Origin of the sequence: Luteibacter sp. W1I16 (assembly GCF_050434905.1) — a bacterium.
Lineage (GTDB): Bacteria > Pseudomonadota > Gammaproteobacteria > Xanthomonadales > Rhodanobacteraceae > Luteibacter.
The window spans coordinates 3,424,304-3,438,900 of record NZ_JBNDJJ010000001.1; the positions used below are offsets into that span (position 1 = coordinate 3,424,304).

The 14,597-nt window shown below is 56.3% G+C and carries 12 protein-coding genes; 5 read left to right on the top strand and 7 right to left on the bottom strand.

The annotated features are described in order from the left end of the window. Positions 1-6: 6 nt before the first annotated feature. The 5 genes from QFZ41_RS15125 (at position 7) to QFZ41_RS15145 (ending at position 5,099) form a co-directional block, all read left to right on the top strand. Positions 7-1,152: a glycosyltransferase family 4 protein gene (locus QFZ41_RS15125; RefSeq protein WP_429199505.1), complete on the top strand. Its 1,146-nt coding sequence runs from the start codon at positions 7-9 to the stop codon at positions 1,150-1,152. After that, positions 1,142-2,080: a glycosyltransferase family 2 protein gene (locus QFZ41_RS15130; protein ID WP_429199506.1), complete on the top strand. Its 939-nt coding sequence runs from the start codon at positions 1,142-1,144 to the stop codon at positions 2,078-2,080. Before QFZ41_RS15125 ends, QFZ41_RS15130 begins: the two co-directional genes overlap by 11 nt. Positions 2,081-2,342: 262 nt before the next feature. Beyond that, on the top strand, positions 2,343-3,134 hold the full coding sequence (locus QFZ41_RS15135) for a class I SAM-dependent methyltransferase (RefSeq protein ID WP_429199507.1): 792 nt from the start codon (positions 2,343-2,345) through the stop codon (positions 3,132-3,134). A gap of 98 nt (positions 3,135-3,232) precedes the next feature. Beyond that, entirely contained in the window at positions 3,233-4,204 is a 972-nt protein-coding gene (locus QFZ41_RS15140; protein ID WP_429199508.1) for a class I SAM-dependent methyltransferase, read from the top strand. Then, the gene (locus QFZ41_RS15145) at positions 4,197-5,099 is read left to right on the top strand and encodes a hypothetical protein (RefSeq protein WP_429199509.1); all 903 of its coding nucleotides are present in this window, start codon (positions 4,197-4,199) and stop codon (positions 5,097-5,099) included. The genes QFZ41_RS15140 and QFZ41_RS15145 overlap by 8 nt, the downstream gene beginning before the upstream one ends. Here the strand turns inward: QFZ41_RS15145 and QFZ41_RS15150 are convergent. From QFZ41_RS15150 to QFZ41_RS15180, 7 genes are all read right to left on the bottom strand, one after another. Next, positions 5,076-6,299 carry a lipopolysaccharide biosynthesis protein gene (locus QFZ41_RS15150; RefSeq protein ID WP_429199510.1) on the bottom strand — a complete coding sequence of 408 codons (1,224 nt, stop codon included), beginning with the start codon at positions 6,297-6,299 and terminating at the stop codon, positions 5,076-5,078. The two genes, QFZ41_RS15145 and QFZ41_RS15150, sit on opposite strands and share 24 nt — an antisense overlap. Next, a complete protein-coding gene (locus QFZ41_RS15155; RefSeq protein ID WP_429199511.1) occupies positions 6,296-8,257 on the bottom strand; it encodes a hypothetical protein in 1,962 nt (653 codons plus the stop codon). Before QFZ41_RS15155 ends, QFZ41_RS15150 begins: the two co-directional genes overlap by 4 nt. Beyond that, positions 8,254-10,032 carry a tetratricopeptide repeat protein gene (locus QFZ41_RS15160; protein WP_429199512.1) on the bottom strand — a complete coding sequence of 593 codons (1,779 nt, stop codon included), beginning with the start codon at positions 10,030-10,032 and terminating at the stop codon, positions 8,254-8,256. The genes QFZ41_RS15155 and QFZ41_RS15160 overlap by 4 nt, the downstream gene beginning before the upstream one ends. Positions 10,033-10,456: 424 nt before the next feature. Next, complete coding sequence (locus QFZ41_RS15165; protein ID WP_429199513.1) at positions 10,457-10,900, bottom strand: pilin; 444 nt, start codon at positions 10,898-10,900, stop codon at positions 10,457-10,459. 295 nt (positions 10,901-11,195) lie between these two features. Further along, positions 11,196-11,633, bottom strand: coding sequence for a pilin (locus QFZ41_RS15170; protein ID WP_429199514.1), 438 nt, complete (start codon positions 11,631-11,633; stop codon positions 11,196-11,198). 100 nt (positions 11,634-11,733) lie between these two features. Beyond that, complete coding sequence (locus QFZ41_RS15175) at positions 11,734-13,086, bottom strand: ArnT family glycosyltransferase (protein ID WP_429199515.1); 1,353 nt, start codon at positions 13,084-13,086, stop codon at positions 11,734-11,736. A 90-nt stretch (positions 13,087-13,176) separates the two neighbouring features. Further along, entirely contained in the window at positions 13,177-14,553 is a 1,377-nt protein-coding gene (locus QFZ41_RS15180; protein ID WP_429199516.1) for a hypothetical protein, read from the bottom strand. Positions 14,554-14,597 lie beyond the last annotated feature (44 nt).

The following is a 14,597-nucleotide window of genomic DNA, read 5'->3' on the forward strand; positions in this document are numbered from 1 at the left end:
TCTCGCGTGCGACATGTTCTGCTGATCACGCGGAATTTACCGCCATTGCGCGGCGGAATGGAACGCCTGAACCTTCAATTGGCACGCGAACTGAACCAAGGCGGTAGCCTGGATGTAGTTGGCCCGGAAGGATGTCGCGGTGAACTGCCTGATGGTGTTACAGCCATTGAATGCAGGTTGAAGCCATTGCCGATTTTTCTTTTTAGCGCGCTATTCGGAGCGATGCGGGCAGTTCTAAGACGTCGTCCGTCGTTTGTCATGGCTGGAAGCGGGCTTTGTGCTCCGTTCGCATGGATAGCCGCACGTCTCTCTGGGGCTCGTGCCGCAGTCTATCTTCATGGTCTCGATATAGTTGTAGATAGCGCCGTATATCGGAATCTTTGGCTACCTTTCATTCGTCATTGCGACGTATGTGTGGTTAACAGCAAAAATACTGCTGAGTTGGCGGTGGCGGCCGGAATATCATCAGAACGCATTCGGATTGTGCATCCTGGCGTCGATTTACCTCAAGAATTTCCGCATGGTTCAACGATTGACTCGTTTCGCCGAGATAAGGGATGGGGTGGGCGGCGCGTTCTGCTATCTGTGGGCCGCTTGACCGAACGCAAAGGCCTCGTCGAATTCATTGAGTACGTGCTTCCGCTCATTGTCGAGCGGTATCCAGACATTCTCTTAGCTGTCGTCGGAAACGATGCCCCGGATGCACTGCGCCGCGTCGCACGCAGTGTTAGAACCTCCGTGGAAGTAGCGGTGTCTGCCTTGGGGCTCGAAAGGCACGTTGTTATGCATGGCGAGTTGAATGACGAGGATCTTAAGCGCGCTTATGCCGCAGCGGATGTAGCCATATTTCCGGTGCGGGATATTCCTGGCGATGTCGAAGGCTTCGGCATGGTCGCCATCGAAGCGGCAGCCCATGGATTGCCAACAGTCGCGTTCGCTGTCGGCGGTGTTCCTGATGCGGTGTCGAATGGTATTTCTGGGTTCCTGGTGAAGCCTGGCGATTATCCAGGCTTCGTCGACGCGATCGGCCGAGTGTTGGATGCAGCTAGTGGCGAGTTCAAATCCGGCAGTCGAGAGTTTGCGAAAGGGTTCGCGTGGGCTTCGTTCGGCGAGAAAATCCGCCCGCTCACGGAAGCTAAGCATGGAACATAAGCCGCGCTTCCTAACTATTGACGAACTGGCATCCGTAACGGTTACGTTCAATCCCGATCTTGTTTTGCTTAAGAAACAACTTCAGGCACTGGTCGACGTCGGTTTACGCGTCATTGTCGATAACGCGTCCTCCGCTGAAATTCGAGAACAGTTGCGCATTTTGGCGACAAATTCTCGGTCGTTGCTATTGGTTGAGAAGGATGTGAACGCAGGCCTCGGTGCTGCACTGAATGAAGGGATGGTATCTGCTCGTATCCATGCTCCCGGTAGCCGCGCGGTTCTTCTGCTGGATCAAGATTCGACCTTTGCACCGAATGTCCCAAGGGGTTTGCTCGATGCATTGAACCGCGTGCAGTCCGAAACCGGCACCCTCTGTTGCGTTGGGCCTGCGTTAGTCGATCCCTCTGCGGGCATGCAACACGGATTCCATTATGTTGCTCATGGTTGGTTATGGGCGCGAGCATTTCCCTCAGCCGATGCCGGCCCTTTCCCGGTGGCTAACCTCAACGGTAGCGGTACCACTATGTCGCTCGACATGGTGGATCGAATCGGCGAGCTGGATTCGAAATTGTTCATCGACCACGTCGACACCGAGTGGTCGTTTCGCGTGACCTCCCATGGGTTTCATCTTTTTGGTATCCCTTGGCTGTCTTTCGAACACCGCATGGGAAATCGCGGACGCCGGCTTTGGCTGCTGGGATGGCGCGTATGGCCCGAACGTAGCCCGATTCGCCACTACTACCTTTACAGGAACACCATAAAGTTGTTGCGTCGCCGGTATGTGCCTGTCGTGTGGAAAACATGGGCCGTAGCAAAGGCCGTGCTGACATTGTGTGTGGTGACTCTCTACGGCCCAGGCCGGACTGAACAGTGGCGAAAGATTTGCAGGGGTATGGTTGACGGTGTTCGAGACGAAGAGCGTGGGTGAAGTGATAAAGAACGGGCATTGGTCACGTGGCGATCTCGTTGCCGTTCCTTTCTGTCCCATGTGCAAAGGAAAGGAACGTGCTTCCCTAGGATCGATGCATGACACTATGAGGCCAACAGACGACGAATGGCAGTTATGGTCATGCTGTCAGTGTAAGAGCGTCTGGCTTGATCCCAGGCCAGACGATGTATCGATTCCTGCCGCGTATGATTTTGATTACGTAACGCATCGATCGCCACAGGTGGTGCAGCACGCGAACTGGATGACCTCGTTGATCGACGGCTACCTAAATTATCGCTTCGGTATGCGTCGTGCTTCGGCGTCACGATGGGGGCGCCTAGTGTTCTCGATGATCCCACCGCTGCGGCTCAAGCTTGACTATTTTGGCCGTCATCTTGTGCGTTCATCTGGGGGGCGATTGCTCGATGTGGGCTGTGGCAACGGCGATTTCGTCGCGCTGGCACATACTATGGGTTGGGAAGCGGAGGGTGTCGATCCGGATCATGCTGCGATCGATGCCTGCCGTGAGCGTGGGATCGCCGTTACCCACGGTTTCATTGACGACCTTGCTATCGAGAAGCGGTTTTCGTACTGGAACGCGATCACCATGAGTCATTCTCTTGAGCACGTTCCAGACCCCAGGGGCATGTTGTGTCGAATGTTCGATATGCTGACCCCGGGAGGGACCCTTTGGATCGCGTTACCGAATCCTGCAGCGATTGGAGCTCGATTCTATGGTTTGAACTGGGAGAGCTATGACGTGCCCCGCCACCTATGCTTGCCATCTATCGATGTTCTCAAGAGCGCCTGTCGCGAAGCGGGATTCGACATTGTCGAGGTTCGCCGTCGGGGGGCGCATACAGGCAGGCTTTACAGGCGTAGTGCCGAGATTGCCCGGACGCGTGGTGGCCGTTGGTTAAGTGCTAGTTCGTCCATCGCCGGATTGCTTTCGTTGCTCACAGATACGCTTGCTACACTCAGCGTGCGTTATGCCGAAGAAAATGTAGTTGTCGCTCGAAAGAGTAATAATGCGATTACTCGGAACTCAGCGTGACCAAAGTAGTATCAACGACATGGAGCGGCGGGGCTGCGGTGCGTGTACCCGTTTGTCCTGCCTGTGGTGATTTAAGGCGTCGACTCCATGCCTCACACGTGTTCGACCATTTGCGCGGCCTGGATGCCGAAGACCTGTGGACGATCTGGCGATGCTCCCACTGTCATAGTCTCTACCCGGATCCGAGGCCTTCCGACGATTCAATAGGTGAAGCCTATGAAAATTACTATACCCACGACATTGAACACCTCTCGGGTGCTCAATCGGGCCTAAAGCGCTGCGCCGTATCATCTGTTAATAGCTACATGAATCGTCGCTTCGGGGCGTGTGTGCGGCCAGCCTCAAAATTTGGATTCATTCTCTTCAGCATTGTCGAGCCGCTACGGCTTAAACTCGACTATCACGGCCGACACCTTTATCGAGTCCGGGAGGGCGAGCGCCGCGTACTCGATATAGGTTCGGGTAACGGGGAGTTTCTGAAGCGTGCCATAAGTCTCGGCTGGCATGCCGTTGGCCTGGATCCTGATCCGAAAGCGGTCCATGCTTGTAGGGCGCAAGGGCTTCAGTCGTGGGTGGGTTTTGCCGACAGTGAAGAGCCGAACGTCGCAGGCCCCTTCGACGCGGTGACTTTGCGCCACAGCATCGAGCACGTTCCAGATCCTAGGGCCGATCTGCGTCACTGCCTTCGACGGCTTCGTCCGGGAGGCATGATCTGGCTCGCATGGCCCAATCCCAACGGCACCGGTGCGCGTATCTTCCGTTCTTCCTGGCGTGGGCTTGAAGCACCTCGGCACCTGTGCATTCCGAGTGCGAGTGCAATGGAGGATATGTTGCGGCAAGCTGGCTTTGTTGCACCACGAGTTCTCCGTCGTGGGCATCACGCACGTAGCATCGCTCGCGAAAGCGGACGCATTGCCGGTTATCGGCCGGGGTGGGGCAATCAGCTTCGGAAGCTTTTGGGACGTCTTGAGGGTTGGTGGGCCGATCTTATGGCCACCTTTTTACCGGCTGGTGGTGACGAACTGGTCGTAATAGCCTTTGCTCCAGAGCGTGGCGCCGATCATGCGTGATTGCATCGCTATTTTGCTTCACTTTCGTTCCGCGGCGATGACGCGTAGTTGCATAGAGTCGCTAGCGAGTGAAGGCGTGTCCACCGTGGTGCTCGTTGATAATTCCGAGGATTGCGGAGCATCTCTGCACGCGTTAAAGGAATCGTTAGGCGAAGCGTCGGTAAGATTGCATGTCATTGAACCCGGGCGCAATCTGGGCTTCGCTGCTGGTGTTAATCGTGCCATCGAACTGATCGAGAGAACAATGTCCAATGTTGATGTATTGCTGATCAACAGCGATGCCACATTGGCTCAGGGCACGGTCGATGTTTTGCGTCGCGCCGTAGCAGGCGATCTCCCGTCGATTGCGGCACCGTCGATCGACGGGCCTACAGGGCTTGTGCCCGCGCGTACGTACTATAGGCACTTTTCCGCAACGGTTTCTCCCGCAGGCCCGGGCTGGCGTGGACATGCGTTGCTCGGTGGTGCATGCCTCATGCTCCATCATTCGCTCGTGCGTGCGCCGTTGTTTGACGAGTCCTTCTTCTTCTATGGGGACGATATTGAGCTCAGCTTTCGCCTTGCCAAGGGTGGTATCGAGTTGCTGGATGTGCCCGAAGGGGTAGTGATTCACCAGGGGTCCGGCAGCAGCGGGAATGGCTCGCTCTTTTACGAATACCATATGGCACGTGCGCACTTGCTCATGGTTTCTCGGTTGGGCTACGGCTTGGGCGGAAGAATTTGTCTCGTCGCAGGTCGTGTCGTATTTCTTGGGCTGCGCGCATCGATTCGCAGTATTCGCTTCCGCGCCATACGCCCGTGGCGAGGCCTGTGCGTGGCTGCACTGGATGTGTGTTTAGGGCGTTGCCGCAGCCTGACGCCGCCAGCATCCTCAAGTCCGGGCAGCACGCACTAGAATATAACCATATGTGGCCATGCAGGCTTCGGAGCAGGCCAGCCCTAATGCCATCCCGCGCAAGCCGAGTACATGGGCTCCTATAGTGAGGAGACATCCAAGGACGACGATACCGGTGAGTTCAAAGCGAAGTCGCTGTAGCGGCTTGCCCAGCGCTACAAGAATTGTTCCGGCGGCCATTCGCAGGGACACAAATGGAGCGGCAAGCGCCATCCAGGGAAGCGTAAGAGCTGTATCCGAGAACGCCTGACCTAGAATAAACGGGAGCGCTGGGGCTATCACTGCCATTCCGAGAGCGCTAATGACCCCCCAAGCAAATGCGAGATAGCCAAGGGTACGTATCAGCCGCTGTCCATCTGACGTGGGCGCGGAGCCATGGCGAAATAGACGGGGCTGCGATGCGAGCAGGATGCCGAGCACTGGTGTGACAACCGCGTTCATCACGCGTGAGGAGGCACTATAGATGCCAGCTGCGTGATCTCCTAGCAATAAAGGAGAGGTCATTTTGTCCAGTTCGCCAGGGTTGGCTGCAACGACATGCATTGCCGCATAAGCGGCACCGGATCGCCATTCCTGGCGCGTAGGGCGCCTGGGTGCCCATGGAAGCCGAACTACGCGAAGAGTCATGATTAGCGCTGTAGCCAGGCCTGCCGTGGCACCTGCAGCTTGCAGCGCAACAAAGAGATGTAATGAGCCGTCCTCAACAAGTATCAAGCATGTTGCTGCTGCGATGGCGCGAAAGCAAAGGGGAAGCCAAAGTAGGAATTGGCCCTGGGGTACACGATCACGTGCCTGAAGGACAAACCCCAGCAACTGCGTTATCGGCGTCACGAGCAGTTCTGCGAAGCCGATGAGCAGCAGGTCGCCGAACGACAGTGTTCCACGGGTAAGGAGTTGCGCCACGAATGGGAAGCCCAGGCACAGGAATGCACCGATAGAGATACTCAGTGGCCATCCATATCTCCATGTCTCTACCGCTGAATGGCCTTCGCTCGCCGTGCGCGCCATGAGTACATAGCCTGAGCCTAGGTTCGGAATGAGGCCCGCGACTACTGCGAGCGATGCCGCTGCCATGTAGTCGCCGTAAAGAGATGGTCCAAGGAGCCGGGTGATGAGAACTAGAGTTGCCGCCTGGGTCAACATACGTAATCCCAGGACGCCTATGGTCACGAGGCTGCTGCGCGCAAGCTTACCGATCATTGGGCGCAGGACTTTTCGGTACGGGCGCAATTGGGGGGCAAGGCACGGTCACGAGCAGCCCGGAGCGGTGTTAGGTCGGCCTCCAGTCGGTCACCGACGTTCATGGCTTCCAGGCTGTCGATTTGCCGCACGAGCTCGGCATGATCGTTAAGCTTGATCGCGTATCGAGCCAATCCGACGCGATAGGCAGCTTCCCTGGGCGCGGCGGCCACTGCCTCGCGTTGCACGCGAATGGCTAGATCGCCATCGTGCAAGGTAGACCAGGCGAAGTTGGCATACATGGCTAGAAGTCGAGGGCTGCGCCTGTCGTGCGACAGGGCCGCTGAGAACGCGTTATAAAGAGGATCCGCTGGAAAATCACACGACGTATCGCGTAAGCATGCCGCCAGAGCGTCGAGCGCGCTCTCATCCTGAATGGTGGCTGGTCGCATCTTGAGTTTGTCTATCATGCTCGTCCACCAAGCGTCCTTGATCGCGAGATGCATCTTCGAGTTCATGAAGATTAGCGCCTGCTCCGGTAGGATCGCTGACCCAGGCAAGCGTGCAGCGCGCTCGAGTGGTTCGTAGGCCAGGCGGGTAAATGGCGATGCAGGATCGTAATGCGAGGCGATGATGTACATTCGGCCCAGCTCATACTGAGCACGTGGTGATTCTGGTCCTCTCCATGCAAGCTCACGGGCGAGAGCGATCGGGTCGCCCCATGCCCTCGCTGTCACGAAGGTCTGTACAGTCCAGAGTCCAGCGAGTAGGACGACGGCGAAGTAAGCCAGTCGACGAGCAACGGAAAATGCATATGGAACAGATTCAACGGCAACCAAGACGGCTAGGATAAGGCCGAGGCTGGAAAAGTAATTGCGATGCTCGTACACGAGTTCCAGCGGCAGCGCCGTTCCTGTCAAGAGGTGGCAGCCGAGGTACAAGGCGATACCTAGCCCGGCAGCAGGCAAACTATGCCGGAGCAAACCACTAAGCAAAGTGAGTCCTGCAAGTGCTGCGACGCTTAGCGCTGTGGTCGGCGGATCAAGAAGGCCTTGTGATATGACAAAGTCGTCGTGGTAGAAGGAAAGAGCATGGGGGGAAGGAAAGATGGTCCATATAACGTAATCGACGATGATACGAGCCTCGCTTAGGAGGCGGGTCTTTAGGGTGAAATCACGGGTAATCCAAGTTGCGGGGTCAATTAGACCGGGTAAGAGCCACAGGCCACCAGCGATCATCGGCACGAGCAATATCGCGGTAAAGAAGGCGAAAATACGCCAATCACGCGCCGCGCCTTCCTGCCGCTTTCCGCGAAAAATGAAGAATTCAGTCAACGCCGCATACAGAGGAAGCATAACGGCTGTTTCTTTAGCCAGTACTCCAATTGCTGTTGCGGCGACGACACTACCGGTCGCTACAAGCAAACCGTGTCCTCTCCGAACCATTTGCCGTCTACCGGCAACATAGCCCCATAGTCCGAGAAGAACGGATAAATTCGCCAAACTTTCCATGCGTTGCACGACGTACAGGACGGCCGTGAGGTTGATGGGCAGTAGAAGCCATCCCATGGCCACTAGCGAAGCTATGCACGCTGCTCGGGTACGAGCTTCCGGACGAATCGCCCAGAGAAGCTCTCTGACAAAGAGGAACGCAGCCAGCCCATTGAGTAAGTGAATTATGAGGTTGGTCAGCTTCATTGCCGACGGGTCGTTTCCGCTAAACAAGTAGTTAATCGCAAAGCTCAAGGATGCGAGCGGACGCTTAAAGTCGCTGGATGGTGACGAAAGCGCAGCATTCACTAGATTGGGAACGCTCCACCGTTCCAGGTGCACCCCGGGGTTATCGACGATGTTGGGGAAGTCGTCGAAAAGCCAGCCACCAGATAACCCCGGAACATAAACGGCTATCGTCAGAACAACGCCTAGGAAGAAAATAATCCATGGATGCTTGATGATCCGGCTATAGATACCTGTGCTCACAAGTTTGACGCCGCATCAGCGCGGAGCGTAGCCTCGAGGCGTTGCCTCTCCCGTAGCCAGTATTGTTGTTTTTTTAGTATCCACGCGTGTATCACGGGCATTCCAGGTGACGCCTTGATCGCTGCGGCGGGGAGTGAATCAAAGGCTTCTAGGTGGCTTAGTCCATAGCTTGGGTAACCTGCCGATCCCAGCTCGGCTGCCTGACGTAGGGCGGCTGGCTCACGCGGATCGTATGCGAGTGCGCGATTGAAATATAGTAAAGCGCTGTCGGGTTGGTTCATGCTCAACGCGATAGCTCCTAGAACATGCTCTATATCTTGACGGCGCCCTGCCGGAAGTCGAGCATTGCCAAGGCCGGACTTCGCGAGCGTGGTCAAATCGTCTAGATCGAGTCCTTGGCAAGAACCTTTTTTTGCAGCCTCGATCGTTCTATCGAACCAACTTACGAGGAGGGTGCCGGGGTCAGCGGTGGTCGATATGGCGTGTTGCGCGGCGGCTAGGTGTTCTGGACGGAGATCGCCAAGAGCGCAATGCGCTGCAATGAGATTGAAAGCGACCTGTACTTCGGATGGGTGCTGGACCAGCATTAGCCCGAGGCGCGCAACGGCTTTGTCGGCTGCACCACTTTGTAGTTCTTCCTGTGCCGCAATGACTTGCGCACGCGGCGACTCGGGATTCAGCGCTGCCCAGAGTGATGCCTGGTGAGCCGTATCGCCCCAAATTGCCGCGTTGGCGTAAGTCATGAGGCCAAGCGATAGGATCACGATAGTAGCGATGACATATCGAACGGAAAGAGAGGGATAGGATCTTGTTTCACCTTCTTTCTGAGTAGCACCAACAAACCATAATCCGAGAGGCCAAAACAATAGCATTGCTGGTAAGTAGTTACGGTGTTCGAAGTAGAGTTCTAAAGGTATGCTAGTCGACTCAAGCAGGTGCCCCGAAAAGAAAAAAAGAAAAGCGCAGGCGAAGAAAGGCCATCGATGCCGATACAGAATCGCTCCGACTAGCGCAGCGGAAAGGGCGGCTATCGCAAGTAAGGTGGTCCACGGGTGCACGATATCGGTCGATACGATCACGGCGTCATTGAATACACCGGCCGTGTACGGGTGGGGCATCCACAATTGGCCAAGGTACTGCCAGAGAATCCTTGGCTCGGTAAGGAGACGCTGTTGTTCCGTCCAGGAACGATGAGCAAGGCCGTTGTTGATGCTCGATATAGCAACATAAAGCAGTGCCGTTCCAACGGCGATCGCGACCATCCAACAGGCGACCAACAGGATATGGTGTAGTCGTTGTGCCCTAGGGGATACCTTCATTGGGGCGCGTGAAAACACGGTATATTCGATGCTGAGAATTAGTATTGGCAGCAAGATGCCGTTGGCTTTCGACAGCGCTGCTAGTGTTGTACAAAACACTAGACTGATTACCGCATATGCCGTCGCTGCTTTGATCGCGCCATTCTCCAACGCCTGCCTGACTTTCACCCAAACAAGCATGCCAGCTAAAGTGAACGTGGCCGGCAGCATCGCTTCTCTCTGCACTATATAGAGAGTGGTCGAAACAAATAGTGGGTGAAGTGTCCACAGTGCTGCGCCTATCCAAGCCGAGGCCCTTAACCGCGATATTGATGCGAGAGGTAAGCTCTGGCGACCAAGGGCGCTCAGCACAAGATAAAGAAGGAAGCCGTTCACCAAGTGAAGGAGGACGTTTGTTCGCTTGAATGGCGCTGGGTCGGCCGGCCAATCGCGAGCATCGATCAGGAAGCTTGCCATGGCAACGGGTCGGCCTAAAGGGTCGGCGGTACCTGATGTTATATATCGTGCGAATGTCGCTCCGTTGTCGACACGTCCTGTCTCACCTAATGAAGGAAGATTGGCATAGTCGTCGAAAAGGTAGCCACCCCTAAGTCCAGGGTGATAGGCCAGCCAAGCGCTAATCAAAAGCGTAGCGATGGCTAGGAGGCTTGTGAGACGACTGACGACCATGGATCCATTGGATGTGTGGACTAAGTGCTGGGTGAGGCGTATTGGGCGCGGAGCGATCTTGCACAGTTCCTATGGTCCCGATACGAGCTTATTGTGCCAGTTCCGGTGCCTACACTCGACGTCAGATCTGCCTGAACGGCTAGGCTGCGGCGTCACATTGCAAAAAAAGGGGCCGCTTACGCGGCCCCTTTTTCGAATGCCGCTCCTGCTATTAGCGGCAGTTCGACGGCAGGTAGTTCGGCTTGATGTTCTGGCCAGCCTTGCAGGTCCAGGCGATGCTTCCGGCGTTGGTGATGGGCGAGAGGACGAGTGTCGCGTTGCTACCAATCTTGGTGCTGGCTTTCTTGCCACCATACGTCGCAGTGATAAGGCCCGTTCCGCTGGTGTCAACTCCAACCTTGGTTACGTACTGGCCACTGATGGAACCGTCCGTAGCCAGGCCCGCAGAAGCGTTGCTCTTCGGGAAACGTCCCGTATTCTGGAAGAACTCAGCCACAGCCGTCTTGGCGCCGTCTGCGAGGACCGGACCTTCCGAGACCTGCGAGCGGATGGTGTAGTCCTGGTAGGCCGGGATAGCGATGGCCGCGAGGATGGCGATGATCGCGACGACGATCATCAGTTCGATCAGGGTAAAACCTTTCTGCACGTTCTTCATGGCGTGTCCTATCTCTTGGTGGTTAGCTAACCAGATTGTGATGCCCCCTGAGCCCCGGTACCGGCTCCCCCTAGGAAGGGCCCGATCCCCTTTCACACTCACGTGGTCAGGAACGACCAGGAAGCTCGCTTGTCGGCTGCATGTTACGTGCCACACCCGACGGCGCGTATTCCCGCATATTACGGGTGCCGGAATTGTGCCGAGTGTCACGTCTGTTGAGCAACAAGAAAATTTCTTGGGATTCAATGCGATGCATCATGACGTGGAATGTCATAAGGTGACGTTTTGCGTCACCTTAAATGCGACAGCTGGTCGGGAGATAGCGGTTTTCCATGGACGATCCCTTGCAGACCCATGCGATGCTACCTGCACTGGTAATGGGCGAAAGTGTGAGATTGCTATCCCTGACATGGCTATTGGCGGCAGCCGTGGCGAATGACACCCGTATTGCTCCGTCCGTGATCGTAACTCCAGAAACGTACTTCCCTGCGATTGATACCGCCGAAGCTAGGCCGGCAGACTCGTTACTCGGCGGGAGCCGTCCCTTGTCGGCAAAGAAATCCCAGACTGCACTTTTGGCTCCGGTAGAGACCGTTATGCCCTCTGAGACCTGCGCTCGGACTGCATAGTCCTGATAAGCAGGTATCGCAATGGCAGCCAAGATGGCGATGATCGCCACGACGATCATCAATTCTATGAGGGTGAAACCAGCAAGTCGATTCTTCGAGTGCATGGGTGGAGATTCTTGGCAGGGTGTTCCCAGTGCTGAGCACGATTCGTACCACGGTGCGACGGCAACGCGACGGTGGATGTCCAAACGTGATCTCAATCACCTATTCGTGGCTCGCCATCGCGGGCTCGCCAGCCTTCTTTCGAATGCGTAGGACCCAACTGGTAAACCTGTGGATGGTCGCATACGCGAGGAGCCATTCAATGCCTCGGTAGGGTACCGAATAGCGTACGTCCGCTTGGAGTACGGTAAACACAAACGTTACATACGCCGCAAGAAGCGCGGCGACAATCAGCCCCGCAGGAGTCTCACTCGAATGAAGGAATATAAGTACGATTCCGACTACTGCCAGGAGCATGATTATCCGGTTGAGCAGGAACGCAATATCTGTGGTTACCTTGAGCGGCCCATTCGTGGAAAGCGGCGAGTTGTAAGTAGGGAACACGTATATGTCTCCAGAGCCGATGCCGATACTCCAGCCCCACAATTCGATGGGTTTCGACGCATACCACTGTAGGTACCGAAGAGGTTGCTCCGAAAACCTGGAAGCAATCATTCTGAGTCCTGCCAGGATGCTGTTCTGCATCAGCCGTTGCTCCTCCTCCATGGCTCTCATTGTGGCGATGGATTGATCATCAGCGGCGAGTGTTGCGGACGTCCATGCATCGTGATAGCGGGGCCAGGAGCCTTGGACGAAGTTCACTGTGGCGCGGTCGCTCGATCCGAACTCAGATGGAATTGACACATTGCGGCCGGCCCAGATAAGGGGCGGCAGCAATGCCGTCAGTAGCACGACGATCCATAGGTATCGTCGCGGTGCATCGCGCCACGCTGCCACGGCGGCCAGTAACGGAATGAGGGGGACAAGAACGGCATTGGTAAGTGCGGCTGCGGCGAATGTCATGCCCGCCCAACCTCCCCAGTTCGCTGATTTGCGATCGAGCGCCACGCTTAAGAGCAGAATTGCGACTGCAACGAGAAAGCCAAGTAAGGTCTCGCTGAGGACATTGCCTGAGAGCACAATTAAATGAGGCCAAAGCGCCAGAGCGACGCCTACAGCGATAGCCGCCGCAAGGCCAAAGAACCTTCTGGCCAGAAGCGAATAAGCGCCCACCGTTAGTGCGGCCAAGATGCTTTGCGTAATGACTACAGCCGCATAAAAACTTTCATCGCTTCTAAATATTGAGAGGATGGGGGCCAGGAAAACGGGAAAGCCAGGATCTCGAAAGCTGTCGGGTAACGGGTTCGCCGTGTGCGCCTGCATAGAAAAGACATGGTGCGCAACCAGATTGCGGGCATAAGCGACGTACTGAAGTGCGTCCCCACGAATTGGCCGATCGACGATTGCCGTGCACACGTAGTAGAAGCGCACCAGGAATGCGAATAGCGTGACCGCGGCAATCGCCGCCGAACTCCATCGATTCGTTTGGGCTTGATCTGTGAGTCGCATCATCATATCCCCAAGCCGGCCGCGCCTTGTCGGCGACGTCTAGGCGCCGGGCACGTGAGCATGCGCGACATGGGTATCGTCGGCCCCCAAGTCCGCCTAGTCGGATGCATGTTTGGTCGGTGGGACGGAGCCTTCGCGTGTTGTTGCACGCGCGCGTAGTGCCGCGGCGACAGACACAGCGCCCCAAGTCGCGAGGAGTATCTCCACCCCCCGAAGTGGGATCGAATAACGTGGCTCAGATTGAAGCAAACCATAGACGAGCGTGATAAAGAGGGCGAGCGACGAGCAGGCGAGGGCTATCGCATCGCGTCGCCTCAGGAATAGGGCTGCCAGGGCGCCGATGAATCCTAAGGCCATCAATACAGGATTGAGCACGAAACACGCGCTTTCTATCGGAGCCCACGGCCTGCCTTTTTCAAACGGAGAGAAGCGAGTGGCGTAGACATAGATATCCCCCCAGCCGACCCGGATATCCCAACCCCATAGCAGTGCCGGCTTGCCGATGTACCAACGTAAATACGGAACGGCTAACTCACCCATGCGATGCCGCATAAGGGCTAAGCCCGCAAGAGGGTCGTTCTGCAGAAGGTCAATTTCGTACTGAATGCCACGAAGTTGGTCGATGCTTTCGGCTTCTCCCCGCGCCGCCAAATGGTAAGCGACGTGATACGTTGGCCAGGATCCCTGCACGAAGTTCGTTACTGCACGGCTCGTCGCGCTAGCCGAAGGTGGTAGCATCGTTGATCGGACGCCCCATAGGCATGGCAGCGCCAGGGATGCTAGGGCCAATGCAAGGACAAGTCGCCCATTGGCGAGCTTTCGCCGCCACAGAACGGCTGCTAGCACGACTCCGAAGGGGATGAATACGGCGTTGGTTATCGCAGTGAGTCCAAATGCTAGGCCTGTAACTACGTAGCGATGCTGTGCCTGGCTGCTGATGGCCCATCTCAGCGCCAGCAGCGCACTTGCGCATAGCAGTGCCACTAGCGTTTCCGACACGAGATAGGCTGTGATAGCGATGCTATGTGGCCAGATGGCCATCAGTAGTGCGGACACGGCCAGTCCAGCACTCGGTAGCCAATCGCGTGCAGCTAACACCAAAAGCGAAACGGTGATGGCTCCGAGCAATGCCTGTAACAGCAGCATCTTTGCGTAGAAAGCTGGGAAGCTAACCGTCAATACCATGATTGCCGCCATCAGGAGGGGGTAGCCAGGGTCCCGAAAACTGTCCGGCACCACGATGGCGGTCGTGGGTGATGCGCTCGAGAAAACATCGCGATGAGCGATGTTCCACGCATAACGGTAGTACTGCACGGCATCGCCACGCAGTTGGCCCGCGTCGATCGTTTCCAGGACCTGGGCATGGGTGACGAAGTACCACCGAAGCAGAAAGGCTAGCAGCCCTGCCAGAATGGCAATGACGAGCGCCGTGCGGTGACGCCTTGGTTCCCCATCCACATATTTGCCGTACATATTGCCCCTGGAGTATTCGTGCGATGTCGCCGAACGGGGAAAGA

Bases quoted from the DNA above. Each gene is read 5' to 3' on its own strand.
- QFZ41_RS15130 (WP_429199506.1), top strand. From the start codon at position 1,142: ATGGAACATAAGCCGCGCTTCCTAACTATTGACGAACTGGCATCCGTA.
- QFZ41_RS15135 (WP_429199507.1), top strand. From the start codon at position 2,343: ATGACCTCGTTGATCGACGGCTACCTAAATTATCGCTTCGGTATGCGT.
- QFZ41_RS15145 (WP_429199509.1), top strand. From the start codon at position 4,197: ATGCGTGATTGCATCGCTATTTTGCTTCACTTTCGTTCCGCGGCGATG.
- QFZ41_RS15150 (WP_429199510.1), bottom strand. From the start codon at position 6,299: ATGATCGGTAAGCTTGCGCGCAGCAGCCTCGTGACCATAGGCGTCCTG.
- QFZ41_RS15160 (WP_429199512.1), bottom strand. From the start codon at position 10,032: ATGGCAAGCTTCCTGATCGATGCTCGCGATTGGCCGGCCGACCCAGCG.
- QFZ41_RS15165 (WP_429199513.1), bottom strand. From the start codon at position 10,900: ATGAAGAACGTGCAGAAAGGTTTTACCCTGATCGAACTGATGATCGTC.
- QFZ41_RS15170 (WP_429199514.1), bottom strand. From the start codon at position 11,633: ATGCACTCGAAGAATCGACTTGCTGGTTTCACCCTCATAGAATTGATG.
- QFZ41_RS15175 (WP_429199515.1), bottom strand. From the start codon at position 13,086: ATGATGATGCGACTCACAGATCAAGCCCAAACGAATCGATGGAGTTCG.
- QFZ41_RS15180 (WP_429199516.1), bottom strand. From the start codon at position 14,553: ATGTACGGCAAATATGTGGATGGGGAACCAAGGCGTCACCGCACGGCG.